We start from the raw sequence: 25349 nt of genomic DNA on the forward strand, positions 1-25349 counted from the left end.
TTTCACGCTTTGGACCGAAACATAGCTCCCGCGGCCCAGTGCTTCTTCGAACTTACGACTATTCCTCCAGGTATGTCCTGCCTCAGGATAGTCGCGCCACACAGATTGAGACAGAACCCTCGGGCGCGACGAAGGCGTTACGCGCGAGGGAATGCCCTGTGCGAACGACAAGGTGCTTGTTCTTTGGTTCTGGCCTGTGTTCGGCAGTCAGCGGTGCTCCGCCGTGGCGGCGGCATCGTCCAAAGACGCGAGAAAACCGATGAGAAGACGAACTTGTTTATCGGTTAGCCGGGGTTGCCCGGGCAGGATCGGTGAAATCGCCTGCACCTCGGCGGTTTCCATCAGGAGCTCCCCCGCTTTCGGCATAGGCACGGGCGAAACGATAGGGATTGAGATGCTGCTTGATGACATCGGTCAGCGTCCCGGCCTGGACGATCTGATCACCTGAACCAGCTCGGCGCGCGCTTGTTCCTGGTTCGTGGCGCATCGCTGCGATATGCCGATCCGCGGCCCCTACCGCAAGGGCTCACAGGTCCAGTTCCATGCCAGTCGACAACGCGATCGAGTCGATCATCATCCCGATCATGCGATTTGCCCGGACACTACACAGCGACATCGACGCCGTGCGCAATGCCATCGAACTGCCGTGGAACAACGGTCAGGCAGAAGGGCAGGTCAACCGCCTCAAGACCCTCATGCGCGCGATGTACGGGCGAGCCGGTCAGAGCCCGAATGCTGCCGCTCGGCCACACAGATTGAGGCGGAACCTATTATCTGACGACGGACAAAAACAAGCTCTTTGCGGTCACTCGAGAGAGGCAAGTCCCTGGCCGTCATCGACTTCTGAGTAAACCCAAACCATCCTGTCCAGTATCCACAATTTGGACAACATCGCGACTGCGAGGCCGGTCGTTGTCAGGGCCACGTTCAACACGACCAAGCCTATGAGCAACATGACAACGCCCGCAGCGGTCGAGATGGTCAAATTGCGGATAACTGGGCCGTGATGTGCGAGCACACAATCCTTGCCGCGCGACAACCAGACATGCTCGCCCAAGACACCCTGCGACATCCAGTTGTCGGTGGACGCTGGAGAAGAAAACAGGCGAGGGTTCAGCCATGTCCATATCAGCACAGCACCCACAGGAACCAACGCCCACCAATCGATCCAAACCCGGCTCCAGACAGCGATGGCAAACAAGGGTAAGATCGAAACGCGAGACCAACCGCTCATAGGGTTCGCATGGCGCGCCCAGACCTCATCATTCATGGCCATTAGCCGCTGGGCCGACTGACTCAAGGCATTCAGCACTTCACACCCTCCGTCCTGCCAGCGTAACGCCAAAGCAGGTCAGTACCCGCTATTTTACCAAAAGGGTCGCAAATATACCAATGCAATTCATCCGGCGCATTGGAGGCAACGCCGGAGGTATGATTGGGCCGTCGCAACAGTACCCATGGCTGCTCCGTCTCGCACTGCCGCCATTCATGCCGTTTGGTGACCCGTCAGGTCAGACCAATATCGGCAGGTGGCAGCTTCGAGTCTATTCCGTTGAAGAGCTCTACTTGCTTGTTGGATTAAGGGCTGTTTCGATTTCTTTGGGCGGTCAGGAGAGTGACCGCAATGATGTTGCCTAGGCAGGTGACGCAGGGCGCGCTGTTCTACGAATTCTCTCGGGAAGATCAGGAGGCGAAGGGCCACCGGCTTCGCTCAATTGACCAGTTCATTGACCAGAGCGGCATCTGGCGGATTACTGTCCACCTGTCGATCCCGGACTGCTGACCGGGGTGCTGCTAGTGAGCTATTGCTTTGGCATCCGCTCCGCGCGGCGACTCTGCGAAGAGGATCATCTGAACCTGTCCTAACGGTGGTTTCGCCGTTTCGATCTGACCGACGGGGTACCGGATCATTCGACGTTTTTCGAGAACCGCCATGGTCGGTTCCGCGTGAGAGAGCTGCTGCGCGATCTCTTCGAGACAACGGTGGTATGATGCATCGCGGAGGGATTGTGGTGTTTCTACGACGAACTTGATCCATAATGCTTCCTCCCATTCCTAAGAACGGATCGCGCCATCAAACTGCGGGAACAATCACTTGGCAAAGCCTCAACGGTAATCTGTCTGGAAGCTTCAGGAAGACTCTACCAACGCAGTGAGCTTTTTGCCGAGGGGCAAATCCGGATCAGCAAGGTCGAAAACTATACTAAGGTGGTTGCGGCCTGTTTCGCTCCGTAGTTCCGTTTCCTGCCCCTCCCGCGCAAGAAGCGCATTCAAAGCGGCTGCCTGGCTTTGGAACGGTGCCGTTTCCTCTTCTCCGCGCGTGATGACCCGCAGCGGGCCGGGCCTGTGCCGGGAGGTTAGAGGCGACCACGCCTCCGCTTCGTCGGCTCGCATCTTCGCCTCGTCCTTCAGGAAAGAGCTCGGAATGCCCGAGAGGTCATAGATACCGCTAACCAGAAGCATGCCGCGAAGCGGCGGGAGGTCGGGTGCGCCGCTGTCACCGGGTGCCTCGGCGGCGAGAAGCGAGGCGAGGTGTGCCCCGGCGGAGTGGCCGCTCGCGGTGAAACGGGCCGGATCGGCGCCGATATCCGGGGTGAGGCCGACAAGGTGCCACGCGGCAGCGCGCACCTGCGCAACGATCTCGGCCAGCCGCGTGCCTGGCATCAGGTCATAGCTGACTAGAGCTGCAATCCCGCCCGCCGCAATAACAGGTGCCGCGACAAGCGTATGTGCCTCTTTGCTGCCCGCCCGCCAATAACCGCCATGGATGAACATGTGGAGCGGCGCCCCCGGCACGGGATCAGACGGAAAGACGAGGTCAAAGCTCTGCCGCGGGGTTGGCCCATAGCTCACATCTCGCTTTATACGAGCCCGGTCAGCCAATGCGCGGCTGCGCGCCTCCGTCTCGGCCATGATGGCATCGAAATCGGGAATGAAGTCCCGATTGCGGTAAAGATCGCGCTCCACCATCGTTCCTCCTTCTCTGCCGTTAGAATTCGACGGCGAAGTATTTGGGCTCCATGAACTCGAGGATTCCGGTGATACCGCCCTCGCGTCCAAGGCCGCTCTGCTTGGCGCCGCCGAACGGGGCTGCCGGGTCGGACATCAGCCCGCGGTTGATACCTACCATCCCGGTCTCGATTCCTCGGCCGACGCGCATCGCACGCATGATGTCCCGCGAATAGACATAGGCTGCAAGCCCGTATTCAGTGTCGTTGGCCAGCCGGATTGCTTCCTCCTCGGTCTCAAACCTGTAGACGGCCGCGACGGGGCCGAAAATCTCCTCATGCGCGAGGGCGGTGTCGGTCGGCACGTTCGCCAGCACTGTCGGCGGATAGTAGTAGCCGCTCCCTGGCAACGGCGCACCCCCGGTCGTCGCCCGCGCCCCGCATGACATCGCCTCGGCAACCAGCCTATCAATCTTCTCCACTGCCTGCGTCGTGATCATCGGACCGCACTGGGTCTCCGGGTCATAGCCCACCCCCAGTTTCAGCGCGGCCATCCGAGATGTCAGCCTTTCAACGAAGACGTCATGGATGCCGGACTGCACATAGAACCGGTTGGCCGCGGTGCAGGCCTCGCCGCCGTTGCGCATCTTGGCAACCATCGCGCCATCGAGCGCCGCATCCAGATCCGCGTCATCGAACACCACGAAGGGGGCATTGCCGCCCAGTTCCATTGAGCAGTTGACGACCGATTTCGCGGCCTCGGCCAGCAGAATGCGTCCCACCCCGGTCGAGCCTGTGAAGGACAATTTGCGCACCCGCGGATCGCTCAGCATCGCCGCGGTCACCGCCCCCGGGTTCGAGGTCGTCAACACGTTCACCACGCCAGGTGGCACCCCGGCCTCCTCGCCAAGCCGGGCCATTGCATAGGCAGTCAGCGGAGTTTCCGAGGCGGGCTTGAGGATCACCGTGCAACCCGCGGCGAGTGCTGGGCCGATTTTGCGCGTGGCCATCGCCGCTGGAAAATTCCACGGAGTGATGAGCACCGCGATACCGATCGGTTCGTGATCGACGAGGATGTTGTGGGCACCAGAGGGCGTGTGGCGAAACTCACCGCCGATACGGGTTGCCTCCTCGGCATACCAGCGGAAGAACTCGGCGGCATAGGCCACCTCGCCGCGCGCATCGGTGAGCGCCTTGCCATTCTCAAGCGAAATCAGGAGGGCGAGTTCCTCGGCATGCTCGGTCATGAGAGTAAACCAGCGGCGCAGAATCTCTGACCGCTGACGAGGTGGCGTGCGTCGCCACTTGGCAGCAGCGGCCTCGGCGGCGTCGACGGCACGCATCGCGTCGTCGATCCCCGCGTCGGGGACCTCGGCGAGCGTGTTTCCGGTCGAGGGATCAAGGACCGGGATGCCTATCCCGGCCTCCCACTTGCCGCCAATGTAGAGACCTCCGGCATGGAGGCAGGGATCAGCGTAGCCGGTAACCAGGGTGTTGAATGTCATACGGGTGTCTCCCTCAATATGCTTCGAGAACGGTGAGTTCGCCGTGAAAAGCCGCGCCGACCAACCGCCGCATGTCCTCTGGCGGCAACGGGCGCGGGTTGTTCTGGATCAGCCTTGCGATACCGCTGGATTGTTCTGCCACCCAGTCGATCCGCTCCTCCGGCAACCCGAGGTCGCGCAGGGTCCGGGGAATGCCGATCCGCCCGAAGAGCGCAGAGATCGCTGGGATGACGGCCGCCCCGCGTTCGTGGCCCGTCATCGCGGCGATCCGGTCGAGCTCGGGCTCAATCCGGGGCGCATTCCACGCCATGACGTAAGGCATCAGGCAGGCTACCCCCGCCCCGTGTGCAGTGTGGGTCAATGCGCCCACGGGATACTGGATCGCGTGCGCCGCCGCCGTCCCCGCGACGCCAAAGGCAAGGCCCGCCATCGTCGCGCCGAGCATGACCTTCGCACGCGCCTCGGCGTTGCTTCCGTCGGTACAGGCAGTTTCCAACCCTTCCCAAAGGTGTCCGATGGCAGTCAGCGCGAAATGGTCGGAGGTCGCATTCTTCCCGACAAAGACCCTCTCCTGCGACAGGCCCGGGACCGGATCGCGACGAATCGCGGTAAAGGCCTCGATCGCGTGGGTCAGCGCATCCGCCCCGGCGATGGCGGTCAGCGAGGGCGGGCAGGTCAGCGTGAGATCCGGGTCGCAAATCGAAACGGTGGGAATGATGTAGGGCGACGAAATTCCCACCTTGAGCTGCCGCTCGGAATCCGAAAGGACCGCGACTGGCGTCACCTCGGAGCCCGTGCCCGCAGTGGTCGGCACCGCGATCAGCGGTATCACCGGACCGGGCACCATGAACTCGCCGTAGTAGTCCTGCGGCGTCCCGCCGTAGGACAGAAGCACCGCTACGCACTTCGCCATGTCGAGACAGGACCCGCCGCCCACGCCGATCACGAGATCTGGTGCGAAGTCGCGGGCCGCCGCGGCGCTGGCAATAGCGGTTTCGACGGGTACATCCGGAAGGGTCGAGCCATCGACCCGGACTGACAACCCTGCAGCTTCGAGCTGCGCGACCATGCGCCGGAAGTCCGCATCCCCCGCCAATCGTTCATCCGTGACGACCAGTGCTCGCCGCCCAAGTTTCGCGGCAACCTTCCCGAGCGCCTCGCGCTGGCCCGCGCCGAAGATCAACTCTCTCGGGGCCCTGATCGTACCGAAGATGGTCATTTCGTCTCCTTTTCTCTGTTCTCAGCCCGCTGCAAGAGCGCAGATCTCGTCATGCAGCGGTTTGGGCAGTTCAATGCCTGTGGCAAGCCCTTTGGCCCGGCGTGCCCGCATACCGTCGCCCGGCACAGCCACCGGCCGATTCACGTCGGCGGATCGCGAGGTGCGCAGCCGGTCAAGGTAGGTAGCCAGCCCGGCAGTCGTGCCCGCCCCCGCCGCCGGATCGATCAGAATGACAACGTCGCCCTTATTGGACACCTCGGTCGCATCAAGCGTGCCATGCACCTCGGGCGCGAACGCCGATCCGGCCATCGCGGCGACCAGTAGCTCGACGCTGAGGCCGAGCCCATAACCCTTGGCATCACCGAAGGGCGCGATGGCGCCTGTTTTCGCTGCCTCCGGATCGGTGGTGCGACGGCCCTGCGCGTCAACCGCCCAATCCCCCGGAATCGAAGTGCCTGTCAGGGCATGATGATGAATCTTGCCCATCGACACGCGGCTCGTCGCGAGGTCAAGGATGAAAGGTTCAGCTCCCGTCGGGATGCCGATGGCGATCGGATTGGTGCCCAGAATTGCCTCGGTGCCACCGTAGGCATGAACCAGCGCCTCGCTGGTTGTCATTACGATCGCAATCAATCCACGCGCGGTCGCGGCCTCGGCATAATAGGCAAGCATTCCGATGTGATTGGCGTTGTGAATCGCGGCCAAGGCAATACCCCGCTCCTGCACCACCCTCGTTAATTGCTCCAACACATGCATCATGACGACGGGCCCCAGCCCGCATTGGCCGTCCACTGAAAGAACCCCTGATCGTGTCCAATGACCGCTGCCCGAGGCGGCGGGATGGGCCAGCCCTGCTTGCAGCCGCGCGACGAGTCGCGGCAATCGTTGGAGCCCATGCGAGGGCAATCCACGTAGTTCTGCCTCGATCAGAAGATCGACCTGGGTTCGGGCGCTGGCAGGGGTAACATCCTGCGAAAGCAGTGCTTTTTCTGCACTTTCCCGAAGACATTCGACCGAAACCAGCAAGAAAGAACCCTCCTAAAATCAAATCCTATATGATATTGCATTTGACATTTGATATCCTATCAATGTTAAGATCACGCTTGTCAAGATTGCTGATCAAGGGGAGGAATCGCATGGCTGTAGTGACGGACCGCGACCGGAATGGAGGGTTCGTGCGGCCTTTGAGCATTGCCGAAAGCGTTCATGAACGTATCTATGAACGAATCATGTCGCTCGAGATTCCTCCGGGGGCCCGCATCCCGATCGACGGCCTTGCCAGAGAGCTCAACGTCTCGCAGACCCCTGTCCGCGAAGCCCTCACCAGGCTGGAACGCGAGGGTTTGGTGCAGAAGGCGCACCTGATTGGCTATTCCGCATCACCACAACTCACCCGCAAGGAATTTGACGACCTTTACAAGTTCCGCCTGCTTCTGGAGCCCGAAAGCGCGAGGCAGGCCTGCCTGAATCTCACGCCCGAGACGCTCGCCCGTATCGAGGGCGCAGCCTCCGACATGGAAAAGGGTGAACCGCCTGTGGACCGCAACAGCCGCTATTCCCGTTTCGCCCGGGCGGATGCGCATTTTCACGACGAGATCATGAAGGTGGCCGACAACGCAACTGTCCGGCAGGCGATGAATGACCAGCACATCCATCTTCATATTTTTCGCCTGATGTTCCACAGCCGCGTCACTCAAGAGGCGCTGGAAGAACACGAGCATCTGCTCGCTGCTTTCCGCGCAGGAGATGCTGACGCGGCTTACGAGGCAATGCACGATCACATCAGCCGGTCACGCGACCGGCTTGTGGCGGCTTTCGAATGAATTTTTCGTTGACCGATAGAACGGGCTCCGACACGGCGCCCAAGCCGTCGGTGCTCCACGCCGAGGTCCTGTCGAAGGCCTACGGTCCGATCACGGTGCTGAGCGATGTTACACTCGACATCCGGGCGGGCGAAGTCCACGCGATCATCGGAGAGAACGGCGCGGGCAAGTCCACGCTGATGAAGCTCTTGTCGGGGCACACGCCGCCGACAGACGGCGCAATATCCATGTCCGGGAAGACGATCACTTTCGCCAACGCCGTGCAGGCCGAGGATGCCGGGATCGTTCTTGTCCACCAGGAAATCCTGCTCGCCCCGGATCTCACCGTCGCGCAGAACCTGTTCCTCGGGCGCGAATTGTCGCGCGGCTTCAGAGTGGATGACAAGCTGATGAACCGCCGCGCTGCCGAGGTATTGGCCCGGGTCGGCTCCAGCGCGCGTCCGACCACCCGGGTGGGGGACATGCCGCTGGCACAACGGCAGTTGGTACAAATCGCCCGCGCGCTGCTGGACGACCGCAAGGTTGTGATTCTGGATGAACCAACCGCGATGCTGGCCAATGATGAGGTCGACGCCCTGCTGGGCATTGCGCGAAACCTGCGCGACGACGGCGTCGCGGTGCTCTACATCTCGCACCGGCTGGAAGAGGTCGAGGCGCTGGCGGACCGCGTCACAGTGCTCCGCGACGGCAAGATGATCGGCACTTGGCCAGCACAGGAACTGGATCAGCGCCAGATGGCCGAACTGATGGTGGGCCGAGAATTGTCGATGCTCTACCCGCCGAAACGCGGGGCAGCGGCGACCGATCCGGTGCTCATCGTCGAAGACCTGTCGGTTGATCACGGCAAGATCGCTGCCTCCTTCATCGTCCGGCCCGGCGAGGTGCTGGGCATCGGCGGGATGATTGGAGCTGGTCGCACCGAACTGATCGAGGGGCTGTTGGGGCTGCGTCCCGCCCAGGCGCGCGCAATCAGGGTAAACGGGACGATCATCACCAAACCCGATGTCGGCACCATGATGGCTGCGGGGCTCGTCTACCTGACCGAGGACCGCAAGGGAAAGGGCCTGCTGCTCAACGAAGGACTCGGCCCCAACCTGACACTCCAAGCGCTCGGCATGGTCAATCCGGGTCTTCGCCTCGACCGCCGGCAAGAGACCCGCGCGGTAAAATCCGCGGTAGAGGAATACGACATCCGGGTCCGCACCCTATCGATCGAAGCTGGGCAGTTGTCGGGCGGCAACCAGCAAAAGCTGCTGCTCGCCAAGGTGATGCTGGCCGACCCCTCGGTCGTCATTATCGACGAGCCGACACGCGGCATCGACATCGGCAACAAGAGCCAAATCTACCATTTCATCGACGATCTCGTCCGGGCCGGAAAGGCCTGCGCCGTAATATCGTCCGAGTTACCCGAACTCATCGGCCTGTCCGACCGCGTCCTCGTGATGCGCGCCGGGCGGTTTGTCGCCGAGCTTACAGGCGACGACATTACGGAACAAAACGTCGTCTACGCAGCCGCAAGCAGCGGCGACGGCACCGAGGGGAGGAAACGCGCATGAGCAGCGCCGAAATCGCAACCGTTCAGGAAAGCGAGGGCTTCAAGATCCGCTGGAGCGACCTCGCCCCGTTCATTGCGCTGGCAGTGATCGTCCTGCTGGGCGCGCTGATCAATTCCAACTTCATGTCATCGAACAACATGATGAACGTCATCACGCGGAGCGCCTTTATCGCGATCATCGGTGTCGGGGCAACATTCGTTATTGCGACCGGCGGGCTCGACCTGTCTATCGGGTCCATGCTGGCCTTCGTCGTGGGTATCATGATCATGGCGATGAATGCCATGGCCCCATCGCTTGGTCCCTGGGCGATCCCGGCTGGTGCGCTGGTCGCCCTGGTGGTGGGCTCGCTCTGCGGGTTGATGAACGGCCTGATCACCACGGTGGGGCGAATAGAACCCTTCATCGTCACGCTCGGCACAATGGGCATTTTCCGCGCCTTGATCACCTTCATGACGGACGGAGGATCGCTCTCCATCGACCGAAGCCTGCGCGCGGCCTACCGACCGGTCTACTTTGGAGACTTCCTCGGCGTACCCTACCCGGTGATCATCACCGTGATTGTCGCCTTGCTTGGGGCCTTCATCCTCTACCGGACGAAATATGGCCGCCACGTCACCGCCGTCGGCTCCAACTCTGACGTGGCCCGTTTCTCGGGCGTCCATGTCGGGCGTGTTCGGACCATGGCCTTTGTTATCCAGGGCTTCTGCGTCGCCGTCGCCGCCATCTGCTATGTGCCGCGCCTCGGCGCCGCGACGCCGACCACCGGCCAGCTCTGGGAGCTTCAGGTCATCACAGCGGCCGTCATCGGCGGCACGCTGCTGCGCGGCGGCAAGGCCCATATCTGGGGCACAGTCGCCGGCGCGCTCATTCTCGAAGTCATCGCCAACGTCATGGTCCTGTCGGACATGGTGTCGGAGTACCTCGTGGCCGCGGTCCAGGGGGCGATCATAATCATCGCCATGCTGGCTCACCGCTTCACAAATGCCCGCTAGAAACGCGCGGGTCCCAATCACCCAAAGGAGGAGTGGATCATGAAAACCAGGAAAAAAGGCACGGCGCTTTTGTCGGCCGCCATCATCGTGGGGACGTTGACCGGCGCGACCGCACAGGCCCAAGACAAGGAGTTCACCATCGCGGTGTCCATTCCGGCCGCCACCCACGGCTGGACCGGCGGCGTGGTCTTCCACGCGCAGGAGGCCGAGAAACAGATCGAAGCGGCCTATCCGAACATTGACGTCATCGTCTCGACCGCGTCGTCAGCAACGGCGCAGGTTTCCTCTCTCGAAGATCTCTCGGCCACGAATACCCTCGACGCGCTGGTGATCCTGCCCTTCACTTCGGAAGAGCTGACTGGCCCGGTGGAGCAGGTTGCGTCCAACGGTACCTTTATCACCGTGGTGGACCGGGGCCTGTCTGATCCTTCGATTCAGGATCTCTACGTCGCGGGCGACAACATTGCCGTCGGTGCGAACACGGCCGAGTGGCTGGTCGAGAAGCTGGGCGGCGAGGGCGAAATCGTCGTGCTGCGCGGTATCCCGACGGTGATCGACGACGAGCGCATCCAGGGCTTCAGGGATGTCATCGACCAGTCCGGCATCGAGATCCTCGATATCCAGTACGCCAACTGGAATCAGGACGAGGCTTTTACACTGATGCAGGACTACCTTGCAAAGTATCCGAATATCGACGCAGTCTGGGCCAATGACGACGACATGCTGCTCGGTGTGATCGAGGCCGTCGACCAAGCGGGCCGCACGGACATCAAGTACGCTCTCGGCGGTAACGGCATGAAGCAGGTGATTGAAATGGTGATGGCAGGCGACGAACGCACGCCGATCTCCACTCCGTACCCGCCGTCAATGATCGCCTCAGCGATCTACATGACTGCGGCACAGTTCGCTGGCCAGGCCCCGATGCGCGGCTCGTTCAAGCTGGACGCGCCATTGATCACCCCCGAGAACGCAGAGCAGTTCTACTTTCCGGGCTCCCCGTTCTGAACGAATTACCCCTGCCCGGCCGCCCCTGCGTGGCGGTCGGGTGTTCCACCCTTGACCCCAGGAGACTCAGATGAGCGGTAAGAAAATCCTCATGCTCACCGGTGAATTCACCGAGGAATACGAAATCTATGTCTATCAGCAAGGCATGGAAGCCGTCGGCCACACCGTCCACGTGGTCTGCCCCGACAAGAGCGAAGGCGATTTGATCAAGACCTCCCTGCACGATTTCGAAGGCGACCAGACCTATACGGAAAAACCCGGTCACTTCGCCGAGATCAACAAGACGTTTTCGGAAGCCGAGGACGAGCTTGACAGCTACGACGCGGTCTATGCCGCAGGCGGGCGAGGTCCGGAATACATTCGCACTGATCCTCGCATTCAGACCATGGTGCAGCATTTCCACGATGCCGGAAAACCGATCTTCACCATCTGCCACGGAGTGCAGATCCTGATGGCGGTGCCCGGTGTACTCAAGGGCAGAAAAGTCGCCGGCCTCGGTGCCTGTGCGCCGGAAGTGGCTGCTGTCGGAGGCACCTATATCGACGTCGAGCCGAAGGAGGCCTATGTCGATGGCACGATGGTCTCCGCGAAAGGTTGGACCGGCCTGGCCGCCTTCATGCGGGAGTGCCTGAAGGTTCTCGGCACGGAAATCCGTCACGCCTGATCGGCATTAACTCTGAAATCAGGCGAACCGCCGCCTCAAGGCGGCGTTCGCCATTCCAAGCGTCTCTCTGTTGGCAGCAAGAATCGGCTGTCGCTCGGGATGAGTGCACGTAATCTCTCATTAAACTGCCAACATTGACCACCACCCCCAAGTTTTGCCCACTCCCCAGGGATTTTCACGTTGGAGTTCGCGCGGCTCTTCGCCGACCTCAACCTCGTGTAGCCACCGCACTGTCAGTCGTCCACTTCGCCCAGATTGGTCATCGCACCGTATACCATGTTCCGCAGAGCCGCGCGCATGGCCGTGCCGTTGGACGGCGACTGGACCATGAAGATGAAGAACAGGTTCTCGCTCGGGTCGCCCATCATGTAGGTTCCAGCGGCGCCGCCCCAGTAGAAGTCACCCACACTGCCCATCTCGGCAGCACCGCCGGCAACACGGCGCACCGCTACGCCAAGGCCGAAACCATAGTTCTGACCCGGCAGATAGTATTTGCCCTTTTCGATGCCGACGAGCTGATCGGACAACATGTACTTCACCGTGAAGGGAGACAGCAGGCGCGTGCCTTCCAGAGTGCCCTCGTTCAGCAGCATCTGCATGAACTTCGCATAATCCGCCGCAGTCGATACAAGCCCGCCACCGCCAGTCTCGAAACGGCGCTGTTCGGCGGGGTCGAACACAGCGATGTGCCCGATCATCCGATCATCATCGTTGGGTTCCGCGATCAGGGACTGGTCTTCTGTCCGATCCACGCTAAAGCCGGTGTGCGTCATCCCAAGTGGCTCGAACACCCTTGCGCGCATCGCATCCCCCAGTGTGCGTTCGTCAACAACCTCTATCACGGCACCCAGAACATCGGTAGCACGACTGTATTCCCAGGTCGTGCCGGGCTGATACTCCAGCGGCAGGCCACCCAGCACCTGCGCTACTTCGCGGTTGGTCTTTTCCCCGTTGCCGGGGTTCTCTGCTTTCAGGGCCGCGCGTGCCGGTCCGGTGCCGAAAAAACCGTAGGTCAGACCCGCCGTATGGCGCATCAGGTCAACGACCTTGATCTGCCTCTTCGCAGGTTCCGTCTGAATTGCCCCGTCGTCGGCAGTGCCGGTTGCGACCGTCATCTCTTTGAATTCGGGCAGATACCGTGAAACGGGCGCATTCAGATCCAGCTTGCCTTCTTCGACCAGCATCAGCGCCACGACGGATGTGATCGGTTTTGTCATTGAATAGATGCGAAAGATGGTGTCGTCGGTCATGATATCGCCGTCGATCTTGCGCTTGCCCAGGGCGGACACATGCGCGACCTTGCCATTTCGCGCTACGAGTAGAACTGCACCAGGAAAATCCCCGGAGTCGATACGGTCCTGCAGCATCTTGTCGATCTGGTTAAGCTTGTCCGCAGACAAGCCGACCTCGTCCGGCTGAACGACGGGCAGATCTGCGGCAATTGCGGATGTCGCGATAGCGACCGCCGCCCCGAAGACGATTGACCTCATGGAAATTGACATTCTGTTCCTCCTCCTTGTCTTGCCGTCCTGCCCTTGCGGCGGTGACGGCATTTTCATCCCGTTAATCTTTGACCGTCCTGTTCAACCGACCCGGTTTGCCTTGGTGCCATGCCAAGACGATAGGAACTGCAGCCAGGACAAATCCGGCGAGTGAGACCTCGGTCCGGTCTAGTCCAAGCAACCCGCCAAAAGGCGCCGCGATCATCAGTCCTGAAATTGCGAGTGTGCCACGCATGAAAAGTGACAAAGCGCCGTCGCCCATCGACCCGACAAAGGCTAGGTAACCCTGCATGCCTGCTGCCAGGAACCAGACCCCGACAAAGGCGCAGACCACGGCGACAAGCACATCTGGCACAGGTGCCTGTCCGATAAGCGCCGGGTTCAGGACGAAGAAGAACGGGATCACGTAGATCACCACGCCAAGCCTTGTCGCCTGCCATGCCGAAGACATCGGGTTTGCACCGGCTAGTGTGGCCGCGGAAAATGCCCCCAATGCCACGGGTGGCGTGATGAAACTGACCATGCCCCAATAAAGTATGAACAGGTGAACCGCCAGTTCATTGAGCCCGGCCTGTACCAGCGCGGGGGCCAGAACGACGGCAAGGAAAATGTAACAGGCGGTGACCGTCATCCCCATGCCAAAGATGAACGCCGTCAGAGCGCCCATGATCAGCAACATGCCGGTCGAATTGCCCGCAACGTGCACCAGTTCGTTCGCCAGTGGCCCTGTCAGGCCGGTGGCCTGAAAGGCACCCACGATCATGCCGATGCCAAGCAGAATTGAAACAATCTCGGACAACGTCCGACCAACCGAGATTATCATGTCGGCGAACCCGGCGCGCGTGAACCTGTCCCGTTTGCTGAACTGGTTAAAAACCAGCAACAGTGCGACAGCGTAGAATGGCGCAGTTGTTTCCCAGCGGTAGGCAGTCATCAATACTATCAAAAGCGCGAAAACGATGATGTAGAGCCAGCCCTCGCGCAGGGTTGCGCGCACACCGGGCAGATCGGCACGGCGGAGCCCGGTCAGACCGCGCCGCGCCGAATAGGCGTCGATCTGAACGAACAGGCCAAAGTAGTACAGCGCCGAAGGGATCGCCGCCGCCAGCATGATCTGCGAATAGGGCAGGCTGAGCCAGGACGCCATGACAAAGGCGGTGGCCCCCATGATCGGTGGCATCAACACCCCCCCGGTCGAGGCGCAGGCCTCCGTAGCGGCGGCAAAGCGCGCGGAAAAGCCCGACCGCTTCATCGTCGGGATTGATACTGCACCTGTTGTCAGCACGTTCGAGATGACCGACCCCGACATCGAACCCATAAACCCGGAGGCAAAGATCGACACCTTGCCCGCACCACCGCGATACTGCCCGACAAGCGCCATGGCCAGGTCGTTGAAAAAACGGCCGCCGCCTGTGTATTGCAGAACTGAACCGAACAGGATGAACCCGATCACCAGCGTACCGAACGCCTGCATCGGGATGCCGAAGGAGGCTTCGGACGAGAGCATGAAGAAGGGAATGACATCGGTAAACGGCTGGGTGAAACCGCTCAGTGGTTCGGGGACACGCCCGGCGAATGTCGGGTAGATGGAAAACACCAGTACAACCGCGAAAAGAACGACCCCCCCTGCCCTTCGGGTGCCTTCGAGGATCAACAGATAGAACAGGATCGACCACCACTTGGCCGTTTCCGGCGCGGCATATTCCCACCCGTTGTCGAGACTTTCGCCCCTCGTCAACGCAAAGTAGGCTCCGACGGCCAGGGTCAGGCCGGACAGCACCCAGTCGTACCAGGGGATATCGGTCGACCGGCGCCCGGTGATCCGGAAGCCGAGAAAGGTAACCGACAAGAAGATACCGGCGAGGATATAAAGGTACATGCCCTCCAGCATCGCGTAGCCGCCGATACGCAGGTTGAAGAGCTGGTTGATCGAAAGAGCGATGGCGGCAACCGTAGCAAGCGCGATGTACCATCTGCCCAACCGGGAAAACGACAGCCTTTCGTTTGCGAGGTCCTCTTCCAGGGCTCTTGTCGAACGGTTCTGCGCGGGCCCGTCGCTCATTTGCGCCTACCTGTCATCTGAGATTTTCGACATGCGACGGGCGGAATTCCTTCCGCCCGCACCTGGATCAGAACGCGACCTGAAAGCCCCCGGCCTTCAACGCCTCGCGCCGCCGCTCGGCCCAGGCCTCTTCCCAGTTGTCTGGTGCCTCGGCCTTGAGCGCATCCCATGCCGCCGCCAGAGCATCCTGTCGCGCGATCAGGTTGTCGTTATGCTCCTGCGCGGCATCCGACCAGGCGCCGCTTTCCTTATAGTAACGCACGGCGCCCTCATGATACGGGATCACCCAGTCAAACTGCTGAAACTCCATCGCCCAACCTTCGATGCCCGGTGTCTTGCCCGAGTATGCCGGCAACAGCTCGAACATGGCCTTTGTCATGTTGTAAGCCAGATTCGCATCCGTGGTGTCCAACCCGATCAGGATCGGATAGGGAAAGGCCGCCATGTCGCGCCCGCCCGTGCCGTCGATGTTCGCACCGACCGTGCCCTTGGACTTGATGTAATAAGGGGCGACGGCGGTCAGCCGGTTGAACGCTTCCTCGTCGGACGGATCGAAGGGCGGCCAGAACAGTCCGCGCGGGCTGGATGCCACCTCATACGTCACGCCGGAGTTCGTCGATGAAAACGCAACGTCGACCGTACCGTCGACCATCCCCTTCCACGCCGCACCGAAGCCACCGAATTCAACCTTTTCCACGTCGTCCCATGTCAGACCGCCATAGGCCAGCCAGGACGAGGTATTCGTATTCAGCGCCGGCGCACCCTTGATGAACGCCACACGAAGCCCCTTGACGTCCGCGTAGGTAAAACCCTCGCAATCGGGTTTGCCCGCATCGTCGCAGGCATCGCGCGCGACGCCGATGGACATGGCAACGCCGCCCCCGGAGTTGGTGCCCAACACCCTGATCTTCTGTGGTCCCCAGTTGTCGTTCCCGAATGCCAGAACGCCCTCTTGCGCCAGATAGACACCGATGCCGTTAAGCGAAAAGTCCACCTTGCCCTGGCGCAGCGGCTCCATGCGGGCCACATCGTTTCCCGCAGGCAGTATCCTGAGATTGACCTCCGCTTCATCCTGAAGCGCGGCGCCGATGGCGACCGCCTCGTTGTAGCCCGCCGATCCGGTGCCATAGGCCGTCCAAGCGATCTGGCGGGGCAATTCGAAATCTGCTGCTTGCACGGCAGGTGCCGCAAGGCACAGGGCCGCAGCGAAAACACTCTTTCGCATAGTCTCCTCCCTATTGTCGTCCGACACGTCAGACGGTCGGCTGCAGCGAAAGGCTTGCATGGAGAATGAAAGCAATCAACATAAATTTCTATTTAATGATCATTTTTTCAGTTTTGTTTCATTTATTGGAACACTATGCCAATCAAAACAGCACCCAAGGGCGGATTTTTCATCCACCCTCCGGGCCGGTCAACGGTCCAGGCAATCAGCCCTTCTTGGAACTCATCTTGAAAACGCCTGACATGCGTATCGACACCGCGGCTTCCGCAAGGCGCGGTCCAAGATCCGATTCGAAATAGTCAGAAACAGCGCGGTAGCGCGGCACCGCACAGGCGATGGCGACACAAAGCCCATCCTCGGTCCGGCCCAGAGGGGCGCCAGCTGCCACAAGGTCGGGCCGCCAGTCCCCATAGGACACACAGAACCCTTGCTCGCGGCATCGCGCCACCGCAGCATCCATAACGGGCCGCGCGCTTTCGAAGTCATCGCCGTGCAGGGCGCGGATCTCGTCGATCTTGTCGTCGTACTCCCAATCCCGCAACATCGACAACAGCGACCATCCCAATGCCGAATGATGCAGCGGACCCGATTGACCGATATCGGGTACATGCGGCCATCCGGGCGGCAACCCTGCGGTTTGCACATGTACGAAGCGATCCCCAGACATGATCCCGAGCGAGGCATTGCCGGAACACATTTCCGCAATCTCGCGCATCGGTCCGCCGACGTCATGCCGCCACGGCATCGTCGCTAGCACCGGATAGGTCAGCGACAACAGTTGCGGCGCCAGCCGAAATGCCCCCTTCGACGTCTTGCGAAGGTAACCCATGTGCAGCAGCGTCTTGCAAAGGCGTGACACCGTCGGGCGTTTCAACCCCATCCGACGGGCGATCTCGGCGTTGGACAACTCCTGCTCGGATGCTGAAAAACACTGGAGTATCTCGATCCCGCGCATCAGCGTGGAGGAAAGCGACGCATCGATTCCCGTGTCGAGCTCTTCCTGTCGATCCGACGCCGACGTCGGCGCGTCTTGCGGGTTTGTCATATGACCCCTTTTGCCCTGTAGTTCTCGATTTCCGAGTCATCGAGACCCAAAATCTCCTTGTAGACATATTCGTTATCGGTGGCGATACCCTTGGCCGCCCATCGGATCTGACCTGGATTATTGCGAAAGCGCGGGACGAGCCCTTGCATCCGCACCTCGCCGAAGTCCTCGTCCGGGACGCGCGTGATCGTTTCCCGCGCGATGAAATGCGGGTCAGCGAAAATCTGATCGATGGAATAGATGGGGGCCAACGTGCCGCCCGTGGCACGAAACGCCGTCACGGCTTCTTCCTGAGTATGCGCCGCGATCCAGCGGCCAAAGATCCGGTCTAGTTCCGCCACATTGGCCACCCGCGAGGAATTGTCACAGAACCGTGGATCGTCGATCAAATCGGCCCGTCCGATGGCACGGGCATTATTGGCAAAGGTGCGCGCCGTGCTGCCCGCAACCGTGACATAGCGCTTGTCGGCAGTCAGATAGACGTCCGAAGGTGCGGAATAAAGGTTGCGGTTGCCCGCACGCTGACGCACTTCGCCCAGCTGGTCATATTCGATTGCCAGAACTTCGATGATACGCAACAGCGCTTCGGTCAACGACAGGTCGATCTCCTCCCCCTTTTCACGGTCGCTTTGCGCCACGCGCCATAGGGCGGCCATGATCGCGAACGCACCGAACAACCCGCCGATCGGGTCGCCGATAGGATAGCCGGTGTGCATCGGGGCCCCGTCCGCATCGCCGGAAATGGCGGTCAGGCCACCCATCGCCTCGAAAATCCGTGCCAGACCGGACATTTCACGATACGGACCATCCTGCCCGAAACCGGTCAACCGCAGCACCACGAGGCGTGGGTTGGCCTTCCACAGCGTTTCGACATCCAGCCCCCAGCGTTCAAGCGTGCCGGGACGGAAATTCTCGACCACCACGTCGCTCTGCGCCACCAGTTTCAGAAACAGATCCTTGCCGTCGTTGCTGCGCAGGTCCAGCGTGCCAAAGAACTTGCCCCGGTTGGTGACCTTCCACCAAAGCGATTTTTGTTCTTTGAGCGGAGGAAACCCCCGCAACCCATCACCGACACCCGGTAACTCCAGTTTTATCACCTCGGCCCCGAAATCCGCCATCATCGTCGCAGCCATCGGCCCTGCAATAATCGTGGCGATGTCCAGTACCCGCAGACCCGAAAGAGGTCCTTTCCCCGTCTTGCTCATTGTCTTCCTTCCTGAGTATCCGGTTTTCTCGTATCATATTGTTCGCATAGTTCAAACGATAGGTTGTTTTGATTTACTTAGTTGCGCAATTTTGCTCCTTGGTCCACTATATTGGAATACTGATGGAGGATGACATGAAGGACGATGTGACGGAGGTTCGAGCGAATTATCAGGGCAGCCTGCTGGTCGTGACGCTCGACGGTCCCTCCACACGCAATGCGATCGGACCGGACGTCTACACGGAGATCAGACGGCATCTGCTGGAGGCGGAGCAGGTTGCGTCAGTGCGCGCAATCGTTCTAACCGGGGCGAACGGCTTTTTCTCTTCGGGTGGAAACGTCCGGGCGTTGAAGGCCAGCGGGCAAACGACACTTGCGGGCGTCAGCGGCAATACCGACAAGCTGAATGCCACGATCAAGGGGATCAGGGGCTGTCCCAAGCCGGTGATCGCCGCAATCGAAGGCGGTGCGTCCGGGGCGGGCTTTTCCATGTGTCTGGCCTGCGACATGATCGTCGCCAGCGAAACCGCCAACTTTACCGCCGCCTATGTGCGGGTCGGCCTGACCCCCGATGGCGGTGCGACGCATTTCCTGCGTGGCGCCCTGCCCGCCCAACTGGTCAATGAAATCTGCATGCTGGGCCTGCCCATACCGGCCCCCCGGCTTGCCAGCGCGGGGGTGGTGAATCGACTGGCCCCAGAGGGTCGGGTATTGGATGCCGCATTGGAACTGGCTGGCGGATTGGCGAACGGCCCAGCGAATGCGCTTTGCACGATCAAACGTCTTGTGGGGGCCGCTGAAGCCTGCGATCTGGCCACACAGCTTGAAGATGAGGCGAGATCCATCAACCTCGCCCGCTTCGGCCCGGAAGCCGCCGAAGGTCTTTCCGCTTTTCTGGAAAAGCGCCGCCCCGATTTCGTCAGCCTCCAGGAGGAGGCGTACCAATGACCGGCCCACTTCGAGACCGGGTCGTCCTGATCACCGGGGCGAGCCGGGGCATCGGCCGCCAGATCGCCCTGACCGCCGCGTCCCAAGGCGCCTCCATCGTCGTCGCAGCCAAATCGGACACGCCGCACGCCCGGCTGCCCGGCACAATCCACAGCGTCGCGGAAGAAATACGTGCAATAGGCGGCACGGCCCTTGCAGTAAGACTGGATGTGCGCGACGACGCCTCTATCGCCGACGCGATCAAGGCGACCGAGGAAGCATTCGGGCGGCTGGACGCCCTCGTCAACAACGCCGGGGCGATCCGCCTCGAACCGGCGGCAAAAATCGAAATGAAGCGGTTCGACCTGATCCATCAGATCAACACCCGCGCCGTACTTGCCTGTACCAAGGCCGCACTGCCTCTATTGGAACACTCGGACTGCGCGCACATTCTCAACCTTGCACCGCCTCTCAACCTGTCGCCCGACTGGATGGGTCGGTACGCGCCCTATACCACTACAAAGTATGGAATGACGTTGCTGTCGCTGGGCTTGGCCGAGGAATTCCGGAATCGCGCTATCGCCGTGAACACGCTCTGGCCCCGCACCACGATTGCCACCGCAGCCGTGGAATTCGAAGTCGGACGCGAGTATCTGAAAAGATCGCGCTCACCTCAAATCATGGCTGATGCCGCCTGCCATGTGCTTGCGACGCCTCCGCGGAACTTGACCGGTCAATGCCTGATCGACGAAAATTTCCTGACAGGCTGCGGCATCACCAACTTCGACAGTTACCGGAACGATCCCGATGGGGGTGACCTCGCGCTGGACCTGTATGTCGATAAGTGACCCGAAGCAGACATTTCTCGCCCGCAGGGATTACGAGGCGCTTGTCGGCACCGAACTCGGCAAATCGCACTGGATCAAGATCACGCAGTCGCGGATCGACCAATTCGCGGACTGCACCGGTGACCACCAATCCATCCATGTCGATCCGGAAACGGCACGCGGCGGCCCATTTGGAGGCACGATCGCCCACGGGTTTCTGACACTGTCGATGATCGTGGAAATGATGCAGGGACTTCCCCGTATCATCGGCGTAAAGACAAACGTGAATTACGGTTTGGATCGCGTGCGCTTCATCTCGCCGGTCAAGGTCGACAGCTGCATCCGCGGCAGGTTCACCTTGTCTGCCTTCAAGCAGATCGAAACCACAATCGTGGAAACCACTTTCGCGATCGTGGTCGAGATCGAAAATCACGACAAGCCCGCCCTTGTCGCAGACTGGCGCGCCCGCCGGTACCTTTGCCCAGCTTTTCCGCCTGAAACGTGAACCGCTTGAAGCTGGTGCTCGTGAGAGTGAACCCGGCTTGGCACGCACGATTTCAAGAAGAGTATCGAGATACGGGGCCAGATCCCCAAACTCCCCCGTCGGCATGGGGAGTGGGTAAAACCTGGGGGTTGGTTGCTATCATGTAGCGGCTGTTCAAACAAATATCTGTTATGGAGACCAGCTTGGCACGAGACCTGATGTCTGACGAGGAGTGGGCGTTCCTTGAACGCTTTATCCTCGCTGCGCGCGCCCCGAACGGGCGCAAACCGACCAAGCACCGCCCTGTTCTTGATTGGATTTTCTGGATCGCCAGCACCTTCAGCGCCCAGTGCGCGCGGGATCTTACCGCCCAGAGCTCCAGTGTCTTCGCCAGCCAGACAGCCCATGCCACCAGAGAGGCAAAGGCCAGCCCCAGCATCACCAGCTTCGCCACGATATCGGCACTGCGATACATGCCGATGGGCGAGAGGTTGTGTTCCCGATCAGCGCGAAGGGCACCTCGATCGGGCAAAATAACGCGCTTGACCTTGTGGGGCTCGCGCTGCGGCACGAAGCGAACGAGGTCGACAAGATCACCAAGGGCGCGAGGATGCACCCCTGAACGGCGCTAGCCCCGCATGGCCGCGAAGGCCCCCGGCGGGGCACCGACATGGCGGGCGAAGGCGACGCTGAAAGCGCTGGCAGAACCATAGCCGATTCGCCTGGCAATGTCGGCGATCGGGGCCTCTTTCCGGGCCAGCATGTCCTTGGCCAGCGCCATCCGCCAAGTCGTGACATATTCCATCGGCGCGGCGCCGATCTCGCGGCGGAAGCGTTCGTAGAAGGTTGAGCGCGACATTGCGGCGGCCTGTGCCAGCGCGGCCACTGAGTGCGGATGGTCGGGGTTCGCGTGTATCTGCCGCAGGGCAAGGCCAAGCTGCGGGTCCGCCAGTCCGCGCAGCAGGCCTGGCGTTACGGCTGTTTCGGCGGTCGAGCGAAGCGCCTCGATCAGCATCACTTCCAGCAGATGACCCAGCACCACGTCGCGGGCGGCACGGTCACTCCGGGTTTCATCGTCGATCATCTTCACCAGCGCGGTCAGCCGATCCGCGCCTTGGACATGGATGACCTCGGGCAACAGCGACACCAGAAGATCCTTGTCTCGCGAGGCAAAGGCGCAATGGCCAACCAGCGCCTGAACTTCAGCGGGCGCGTCGGGACTGCCCATTCGAAACACCCCGGGGCTGACCTCAAGGGGCAGCGGCCGCGCGAGGCTTGTCGGCGGCTCCAGGCTCGACATCGAGAAGTCGAAGATGGCGGGCACCAACACGAAATCGCCTGCAGTGAGACGGATCGGCGCGCGGCCGGCGATGGTCATCCAGCAACTGCCCACGACCATCGCGCAGTAGAACGGACTGCCCATGTTCGAACGCTCAACAATCCATCGACCGCCTCCCGACACCAGCTTGGAGATCGACGGGGCGGGTTTCAGGAGGCTGACGACATCTGCGAGGGGGTCTCTCATGTTTCCGGACATATGCAAAAGTATTCTGGATTTCCAGTGATAGAATGTCCGGAGGCTGTCCGCCATCTCCTGAACAAGGCAAAAACAGGAGAAACACAACATGCCCAGGATTCTTATCACCGGCTGCTCGACCGGGTTCGGCCTCGCCACCGCACAGCGTTTCCTCGCCGAAGGCTGGGAGGTGATCGCCACGATGCGCAATCCCAGCGAAGACATCCTGCCCGCGCAGGAGGGGCTGACCGTCCTGCCGCTGGATGTGACCGACGCGGACAGCATTGCAGCGGCAGTCGCACAGGCCGGGCCGCTCGACGCGCTGGTCAACAACGCCGGGGTCGGGATGCTGAACGTGGTGGAAGGTGCTGCGATGGAGAACACCCGCGAGGTGTTCGAGACCAATATCCTCGGCCCCATCGCACTGACCAAGGCCGTCATGCCGCAGTTCCGCGAGCGAGGCGAGGGCGTGATCGTCAATGTCAGCTCCAGCGTCACGGTCAAGCCGCTCCCTGCCCTCTCGGCCTACAGCGCCAGCAAGGCCGCGCTCAACGCTTTCACCGAAAGCTTCGCGCTCGAGGCGGCGCTCTTCGGCGTCCGGGTGCGGCTGGTCTTGCCGGGCTCGTCGCCGACAACCTCTTTCGGTCAGAACGTCGTCGCCCGGATGGGGATGGAGATCCCCGCACCCTACGAGGCCTTTGTCATGGATTATCTCGGCGAACTGCGCGGATCGAGCGAAGTGACGGTGGCAGATGACGTGGCCGAGGCCGTTTGGCGGGCGGTGACCGATCCCGATACGCCGATGAAGACCCCTGCCGGGGCTGACGCCGTGGCGTGGTTCCACAAAGCCGATCTGCCCGTCGAATGACCCGTTGCCGTCGCCCCGACCGGGGCGACGGTTTCCCCTGTTTCAAGGACACGACCCTCATGAACAACCTGATCGACCTCGCCCGCCACATCCCCACGCCCGACGCTGCGCTGACCGTGGCCTATACGCCGGTCACCCTGCCGATGGAGGGCCGTCAACCGCTGGAACTGCGCATCACGGCCCCAGCGGAAAGCATGGACATTCCCATCGTGCTGTTCTCGCATGGAGGTGGCCCGTCGAACTACATCCCGTCCAAGGATGGCTATGCCCATCTCGCACAATTCTGGGCCGAGCGCGGGCTTGCCGTGATCCAGCCGACCCATGCCACGTCCCGCGTCGGCGGCCTGCCACCGGATGCGCAAGGCGCGCCGTTCTTCTGGCGCGAGCGGGTTGCGGAGATGAAAGCGATCCTCGACCGCCTGAACGAGATCGAGCATCAGGTCCCGGCCATTGTCGGGCGGCTGGATCACACCCGCATCGCGGCGGCGGGCCATTCCTTCGGCGGCTACACCACCGGCCTGTTGCTGGGCAGCCGCGTTCAGGGCGAGGACTTCCGCGATCCGCGCATATCTGCCGGGCTTATGCTGACCGCGCCCGGCCGGGGCGGCAGCGATCTGACACCCGAGAATGCAGGGCGCTTCCCCTTCTTTGACGTGGATTTTTCCGGCCTGACGACGCGGACCCTCGTGGTTGTCGGCGACGAGGACAATCCGCATTTCACCCCGCGCGGCCCGGACTGGTTCGCCGATGCCTTCCATGACAGCCCCGGCGCCGAGGCGCTTCTGACCCTGCGTGGCGTCGGGCACGGGCTGGGCGGCATTGCGGGCCTCGACGCGAAAGAGACCGAGACCGAAGCGCCGGACGCGCTGGAGGCCACCAAGCGGCTGACCCTCGCCTGGCTGCGCTCGACCCTCGGCCTGGATGCCGATGCCTGGAAGACCGCCGCCGGGGCGCTTGACGGACCAGCTTCGGCACTGGCGCAGGTCACACCGAAGACGCGGCCCAAAGGCAAGTAGCCCTGCGACGATCGCCGTCGTCGCGCTAAGGTCAGGATGCGTTGATTCTTACTGCGCAGCGTGATTCACGGCTCGGAAAACGGAGCGGTGACATGGGCGACCTTTTCTGGCTGACCGACGAGCAGATGGCCAAGCTTCCCCCCTTCTTCCCGAAATCGCACGGCAAGCCACGGGTCGATGACAGACGAGCGTTGAGCGGGATTATCTTCATCAATCGCAATGGGTTGCGCTGGCGCGACGCTCCGGAACTCTACGGTCCTCACAAGACGCTTTACAGCCGGTGGACGCGTTGGAGCGATAAAGGGATACGCGCCTGCATCCCGGGTCGAAGTCAACGCAAAACGACCGTGAAGTACGACAAACGCCGATACAAGCGGCGTAACCGAATTGGGATCATGTTCGGAAGGCTCAAGGCCTGGCGACACGCTACGATAGATGCCCAAAGATCTTTCTCTCAGCAATCGCTCTCGCTGCGACCGTCATCTATTGGTTATGAACCCTGATCCTAGGGCATGTCGCATTTGATCGGAAACACCCGCCCCGGCCGTGAGCCGGGGCCTCTCATCTTTGTCATAGGCCCCGGCTCAAGGCCGGGGCGGAGAGGCGTGAATCCGTTCCACTGCGACATGCGCCAAGGGCATGCGCCTGCCCGAGGTGGGCGCAGAATGCGCCCGCCATGGGGCGGGCGGGCGCATGCCCGGACCGCAAGCGGCCCGGGCGGACTGAAGTCAACGGGGTGAATCCGTCCCAAGTGGGGGCGATGTGCAGGAAGGGGCTTTGCAAAGTGACCGCCACGAGGCTGATCGACACATCCGGCCGAGGCTGTGTGGAAACTCCAACATGTGGTATGCTTGTTGCGAGATGGGAGTGCATGTATGTCAGGTTTCATCGGTGGTGTTGATCGCGATCAGGTCACGCTGTTTCCGGAACGTCTTGAGGATTGGATTGGCGAGGACCATCT

At 61.4% G+C, this 25349-nt stretch carries 22 protein-coding genes and 4 pseudogenes; 14 read left to right on the forward strand and 12 right to left on the reverse strand.

Annotated elements, in window-relative coordinates; translation table 11 throughout:
• Positions 1 to 207: 207 nt before the first annotated feature.
• Positions 208 to 342, reverse strand: coding sequence for a hypothetical protein (locus FLO80_RS23375; protein WP_281286998.1), 135 nt, complete (start codon positions 340 to 342; stop codon positions 208 to 210).
• Positions 343 to 548: 206 nt separating this feature from the next.
• On the opposite strand from FLO80_RS23375, the pseudogene FLO80_RS24425 reads away from it, so the two are divergent.
• A pseudogene (locus FLO80_RS24425) lies at positions 549 to 722 on the forward strand (transposase); the annotation flags it as partial.
• 83 nt (positions 723 to 805) lie between these two features.
• Here the strand turns inward: FLO80_RS24425 and FLO80_RS11375 are convergent.
• Positions 806 to 1276 (reverse strand): DUF6653 family protein, encoded by a 471-nt coding sequence (locus tag FLO80_RS11375; RefSeq protein ID WP_111368563.1) that lies wholly within the window; start codon positions 1274 to 1276, stop codon positions 806 to 808.
• Between the two features lie 348 nt (positions 1277 to 1624).
• On the opposite strand from FLO80_RS11375, the pseudogene FLO80_RS23205 reads away from it, so the two are divergent.
• Positions 1625 to 1989: pseudogene (locus tag FLO80_RS23205) on the forward strand (transposase); the annotation flags it as partial.
• Between the two features lie 141 nt (positions 1990 to 2130).
• Here the strand turns inward: FLO80_RS23205 and FLO80_RS11385 are convergent.
• Genes FLO80_RS11385 through FLO80_RS11400 form a run of 4 tightly spaced genes read right to left on the reverse strand, consistent with a single transcriptional unit; the run spans position 2131 to position 6698 of the window.
• Positions 2131 to 2970, reverse strand: coding sequence for an alpha/beta hydrolase (locus FLO80_RS11385; protein ID WP_111368255.1), 840 nt, complete (start codon positions 2968 to 2970; stop codon positions 2131 to 2133).
• A 19-nt stretch (positions 2971 to 2989) separates the two neighbouring features.
• Positions 2990 to 4453, reverse strand: a complete 1464-nt coding sequence (locus tag FLO80_RS11390; protein WP_111368253.1) for an NAD-dependent succinate-semialdehyde dehydrogenase — start codon at positions 4451 to 4453, stop codon at positions 2990 to 2992.
• A gap of 13 nt (positions 4454 to 4466) precedes the next feature.
• Positions 4467 to 5672, reverse strand: a complete 1206-nt coding sequence (locus FLO80_RS11395) for an iron-containing alcohol dehydrogenase (protein WP_111368250.1) — start codon at positions 5670 to 5672, stop codon at positions 4467 to 4469.
• A 21-nt stretch (positions 5673 to 5693) separates the two neighbouring features.
• Positions 5694 to 6698, reverse strand: a complete 1005-nt coding sequence (locus FLO80_RS11400) for an Ldh family oxidoreductase (protein WP_111368248.1) — start codon at positions 6696 to 6698, stop codon at positions 5694 to 5696.
• A gap of 110 nt (positions 6699 to 6808) precedes the next feature.
• Between FLO80_RS11400 and FLO80_RS11405 the strand changes: the two genes are divergently transcribed.
• The 5 genes from FLO80_RS11405 (at position 6809) to FLO80_RS11425 (ending at position 11712) form a co-directional block, all read left to right on the forward strand.
• Positions 6809 to 7495, forward strand: a complete 687-nt coding sequence (locus FLO80_RS11405; protein WP_111368246.1) for a GntR family transcriptional regulator — start codon at positions 6809 to 6811, stop codon at positions 7493 to 7495.
• Positions 7492 to 9051, forward strand: coding sequence for a sugar ABC transporter ATP-binding protein (locus FLO80_RS11410; RefSeq protein WP_111368243.1), 1560 nt, complete (start codon positions 7492 to 7494; stop codon positions 9049 to 9051). The genes FLO80_RS11405 and FLO80_RS11410 overlap by 4 nt, the downstream gene beginning before the upstream one ends.
• The gene (locus FLO80_RS11415; RefSeq protein ID WP_111368241.1) at positions 9048 to 10043 is read left to right on the forward strand and encodes an ABC transporter permease; all 996 of its coding nucleotides are present in this window, start codon (positions 9048 to 9050) and stop codon (positions 10041 to 10043) included. Before FLO80_RS11410 ends, FLO80_RS11415 begins: the two co-directional genes overlap by 4 nt.
• Before the next feature lie 39 nt (positions 10044 to 10082).
• Positions 10083 to 11048: a substrate-binding domain-containing protein gene (locus FLO80_RS11420; RefSeq protein ID WP_111368238.1), complete on the forward strand. Its 966-nt coding sequence runs from the start codon at positions 10083 to 10085 to the stop codon at positions 11046 to 11048.
• Positions 11049 to 11118: 70 nt separating this feature from the next.
• A complete protein-coding gene (locus tag FLO80_RS11425) occupies positions 11119 to 11712 on the forward strand; it encodes a DJ-1/PfpI family protein (RefSeq protein ID WP_111368236.1) in 594 nt (197 codons plus the stop codon).
• 233 nt (positions 11713 to 11945) lie between these two features.
• On the opposite strand, the gene FLO80_RS11430 is transcribed toward FLO80_RS11425, so the two are convergent.
• The 5 genes from FLO80_RS11430 to FLO80_RS11450 form a co-directional block, all read right to left on the reverse strand.
• Positions 11946 to 13214: a serine hydrolase domain-containing protein gene (locus tag FLO80_RS11430; protein ID WP_111368234.1), complete on the reverse strand. Its 1269-nt coding sequence runs from the start codon at positions 13212 to 13214 to the stop codon at positions 11946 to 11948.
• A 61-nt stretch (positions 13215 to 13275) separates the two neighbouring features.
• Complete coding sequence (locus FLO80_RS11435; RefSeq protein WP_111368232.1) at positions 13276 to 15276, reverse strand: TRAP transporter permease; 2001 nt, start codon at positions 15274 to 15276, stop codon at positions 13276 to 13278.
• Positions 15277 to 15343: 67 nt separating this feature from the next.
• Entirely contained in the window at positions 15344 to 16501 is a 1158-nt protein-coding gene (locus tag FLO80_RS11440; protein WP_111368229.1) for a TAXI family TRAP transporter solute-binding subunit, read from the reverse strand.
• A 205-nt stretch (positions 16502 to 16706) separates the two neighbouring features.
• Positions 16707 to 17546, reverse strand: coding sequence for an IclR family transcriptional regulator (locus FLO80_RS11445; protein WP_111368226.1), 840 nt, complete (start codon positions 17544 to 17546; stop codon positions 16707 to 16709).
• A complete protein-coding gene (locus tag FLO80_RS11450; RefSeq protein WP_149187076.1) occupies positions 17543 to 18751 on the reverse strand; it encodes a CaiB/BaiF CoA transferase family protein in 1209 nt (402 codons plus the stop codon). Before FLO80_RS11450 ends, FLO80_RS11445 begins: the two co-directional genes overlap by 4 nt.
• Positions 18752 to 18885: 134 nt before the next feature.
• On the opposite strand from FLO80_RS11450, the gene FLO80_RS11455 reads away from it, so the two are divergent.
• The 4 genes and pseudogenes from FLO80_RS11455 to FLO80_RS11470 form a co-directional block, all read left to right on the forward strand.
• The gene (locus FLO80_RS11455) at positions 18886 to 19698 is read left to right on the forward strand and encodes an oxepin-CoA hydrolase, alternative type (RefSeq protein WP_111368561.1); all 813 of its coding nucleotides are present in this window, start codon (positions 18886 to 18888) and stop codon (positions 19696 to 19698) included.
• Positions 19695 to 20525, forward strand: a complete 831-nt coding sequence (locus tag FLO80_RS11460) for an SDR family oxidoreductase (protein WP_111368224.1) — start codon at positions 19695 to 19697, stop codon at positions 20523 to 20525. Before FLO80_RS11455 ends, FLO80_RS11460 begins: the two co-directional genes overlap by 4 nt.
• The gene (locus FLO80_RS11465) at positions 20485 to 21009 is read left to right on the forward strand and encodes a MaoC family dehydratase (RefSeq protein WP_281286999.1); all 525 of its coding nucleotides are present in this window, start codon (positions 20485 to 20487) and stop codon (positions 21007 to 21009) included. The genes FLO80_RS11460 and FLO80_RS11465 overlap by 41 nt, the downstream gene beginning before the upstream one ends.
• 170 nt (positions 21010 to 21179) lie before the next feature.
• A pseudogene (locus FLO80_RS11470) lies at positions 21180 to 21326 on the forward strand (IS5/IS1182 family transposase); the annotation flags it as partial.
• 290 nt (positions 21327 to 21616) lie between these two features.
• Here FLO80_RS11470 and FLO80_RS11480 read toward each other — a convergent pair.
• Positions 21617 to 22513 (reverse strand): AraC family transcriptional regulator, encoded by an 897-nt coding sequence (locus tag FLO80_RS11480; protein WP_111368560.1) that lies wholly within the window; start codon positions 22511 to 22513, stop codon positions 21617 to 21619.
• A 100-nt stretch (positions 22514 to 22613) separates the two neighbouring features.
• Here FLO80_RS11480 and FLO80_RS11485 point away from each other — a divergent pair, with 100 nt between their 5' ends.
• The 3 genes and pseudogenes from FLO80_RS11485 to FLO80_RS11495 all read left to right on the forward strand — a co-directional run bounded on the left by FLO80_RS11485 (position 22614) and on the right by FLO80_RS11495 (position 24884).
• Entirely contained in the window at positions 22614 to 23372 is a 759-nt protein-coding gene (locus FLO80_RS11485) for an SDR family oxidoreductase (RefSeq protein WP_111368219.1), read from the forward strand.
• A gap of 59 nt (positions 23373 to 23431) precedes the next feature.
• Positions 23432 to 24388 (forward strand): alpha/beta hydrolase family protein, encoded by a 957-nt coding sequence (locus FLO80_RS11490; protein ID WP_111368216.1) that lies wholly within the window; start codon positions 23432 to 23434, stop codon positions 24386 to 24388.
• 92 nt (positions 24389 to 24480) lie between these two features.
• Positions 24481 to 24884, forward strand: a pseudogene (locus FLO80_RS11495) (transposase).
• Positions 24885 to 25349 lie beyond the last annotated feature (465 nt).

Origin of the sequence: Aquicoccus porphyridii (genome assembly GCF_008369105.1) — a bacterium.
In the GTDB taxonomy this organism is placed as follows: domain Bacteria; phylum Pseudomonadota; class Alphaproteobacteria; order Rhodobacterales; family Rhodobacteraceae; genus Aquicoccus; species Aquicoccus porphyridii.

Bases quoted from the DNA above. Each gene is read 5' to 3' on its own strand.
- FLO80_RS23375 (WP_281286998.1), bottom strand. From the start codon at position 342: ATGGAAACCGCCGAGGTGCAGGCGATTTCACCGATCCTGCCCGGGCAA.
- FLO80_RS11375 (WP_111368563.1), bottom strand. From the start codon at position 1,276: ATGGCCATGAATGATGAGGTCTGGGCGCGCCATGCGAACCCTATGAGC.
- FLO80_RS11385 (WP_111368255.1), bottom strand. From the start codon at position 2,970: ATGGTGGAGCGCGATCTTTACCGCAATCGGGACTTCATTCCCGATTTC.
- FLO80_RS11390 (WP_111368253.1), bottom strand. From the start codon at position 4,453: ATGACATTCAACACCCTGGTTACCGGCTACGCTGATCCCTGCCTCCAT.
- FLO80_RS11395 (WP_111368250.1), bottom strand. From the start codon at position 5,672: ATGACCATCTTCGGTACGATCAGGGCCCCGAGAGAGTTGATCTTCGGC.
- FLO80_RS11405 (WP_111368246.1), top strand. From the start codon at position 6,809: ATGGCTGTAGTGACGGACCGCGACCGGAATGGAGGGTTCGTGCGGCCT.
- FLO80_RS11410 (WP_111368243.1), top strand. From the start codon at position 7,492: ATGAATTTTTCGTTGACCGATAGAACGGGCTCCGACACGGCGCCCAAG.
- FLO80_RS11415 (WP_111368241.1), top strand. From the start codon at position 9,048: ATGAGCAGCGCCGAAATCGCAACCGTTCAGGAAAGCGAGGGCTTCAAG.
- FLO80_RS11420 (WP_111368238.1), top strand. From the start codon at position 10,083: ATGAAAACCAGGAAAAAAGGCACGGCGCTTTTGTCGGCCGCCATCATC.
- FLO80_RS11425 (WP_111368236.1), top strand. From the start codon at position 11,119: ATGAGCGGTAAGAAAATCCTCATGCTCACCGGTGAATTCACCGAGGAA.
- FLO80_RS11430 (WP_111368234.1), bottom strand. From the start codon at position 13,214: ATGTCAATTTCCATGAGGTCAATCGTCTTCGGGGCGGCGGTCGCTATC.
- FLO80_RS11435 (WP_111368232.1), bottom strand. From the start codon at position 15,276: ATGAGCGACGGGCCCGCGCAGAACCGTTCGACAAGAGCCCTGGAAGAG.
- FLO80_RS11440 (WP_111368229.1), bottom strand. From the start codon at position 16,501: ATGCGAAAGAGTGTTTTCGCTGCGGCCCTGTGCCTTGCGGCACCTGCC.
- FLO80_RS11445 (WP_111368226.1), bottom strand. From the start codon at position 17,546: ATGACAAACCCGCAAGACGCGCCGACGTCGGCGTCGGATCGACAGGAA.
- FLO80_RS11450 (WP_149187076.1), bottom strand. From the start codon at position 18,751: ATGAGCAAGACGGGGAAAGGACCTCTTTCGGGTCTGCGGGTACTGGAC.
- FLO80_RS11455 (WP_111368561.1), top strand. From the start codon at position 18,886: ATGAAGGACGATGTGACGGAGGTTCGAGCGAATTATCAGGGCAGCCTG.
- FLO80_RS11460 (WP_111368224.1), top strand. From the start codon at position 19,695: ATGACCGGCCCACTTCGAGACCGGGTCGTCCTGATCACCGGGGCGAGC.
- FLO80_RS11465 (WP_281286999.1), top strand. From the start codon at position 20,485: ATGGGGGTGACCTCGCGCTGGACCTGTATGTCGATAAGTGACCCGAAG.
- FLO80_RS11480 (WP_111368560.1), bottom strand. From the start codon at position 22,513: ATGAGAGACCCCCTCGCAGATGTCGTCAGCCTCCTGAAACCCGCCCCG.
- FLO80_RS11485 (WP_111368219.1), top strand. From the start codon at position 22,614: ATGCCCAGGATTCTTATCACCGGCTGCTCGACCGGGTTCGGCCTCGCC.
- FLO80_RS11490 (WP_111368216.1), top strand. From the start codon at position 23,432: ATGAACAACCTGATCGACCTCGCCCGCCACATCCCCACGCCCGACGCT.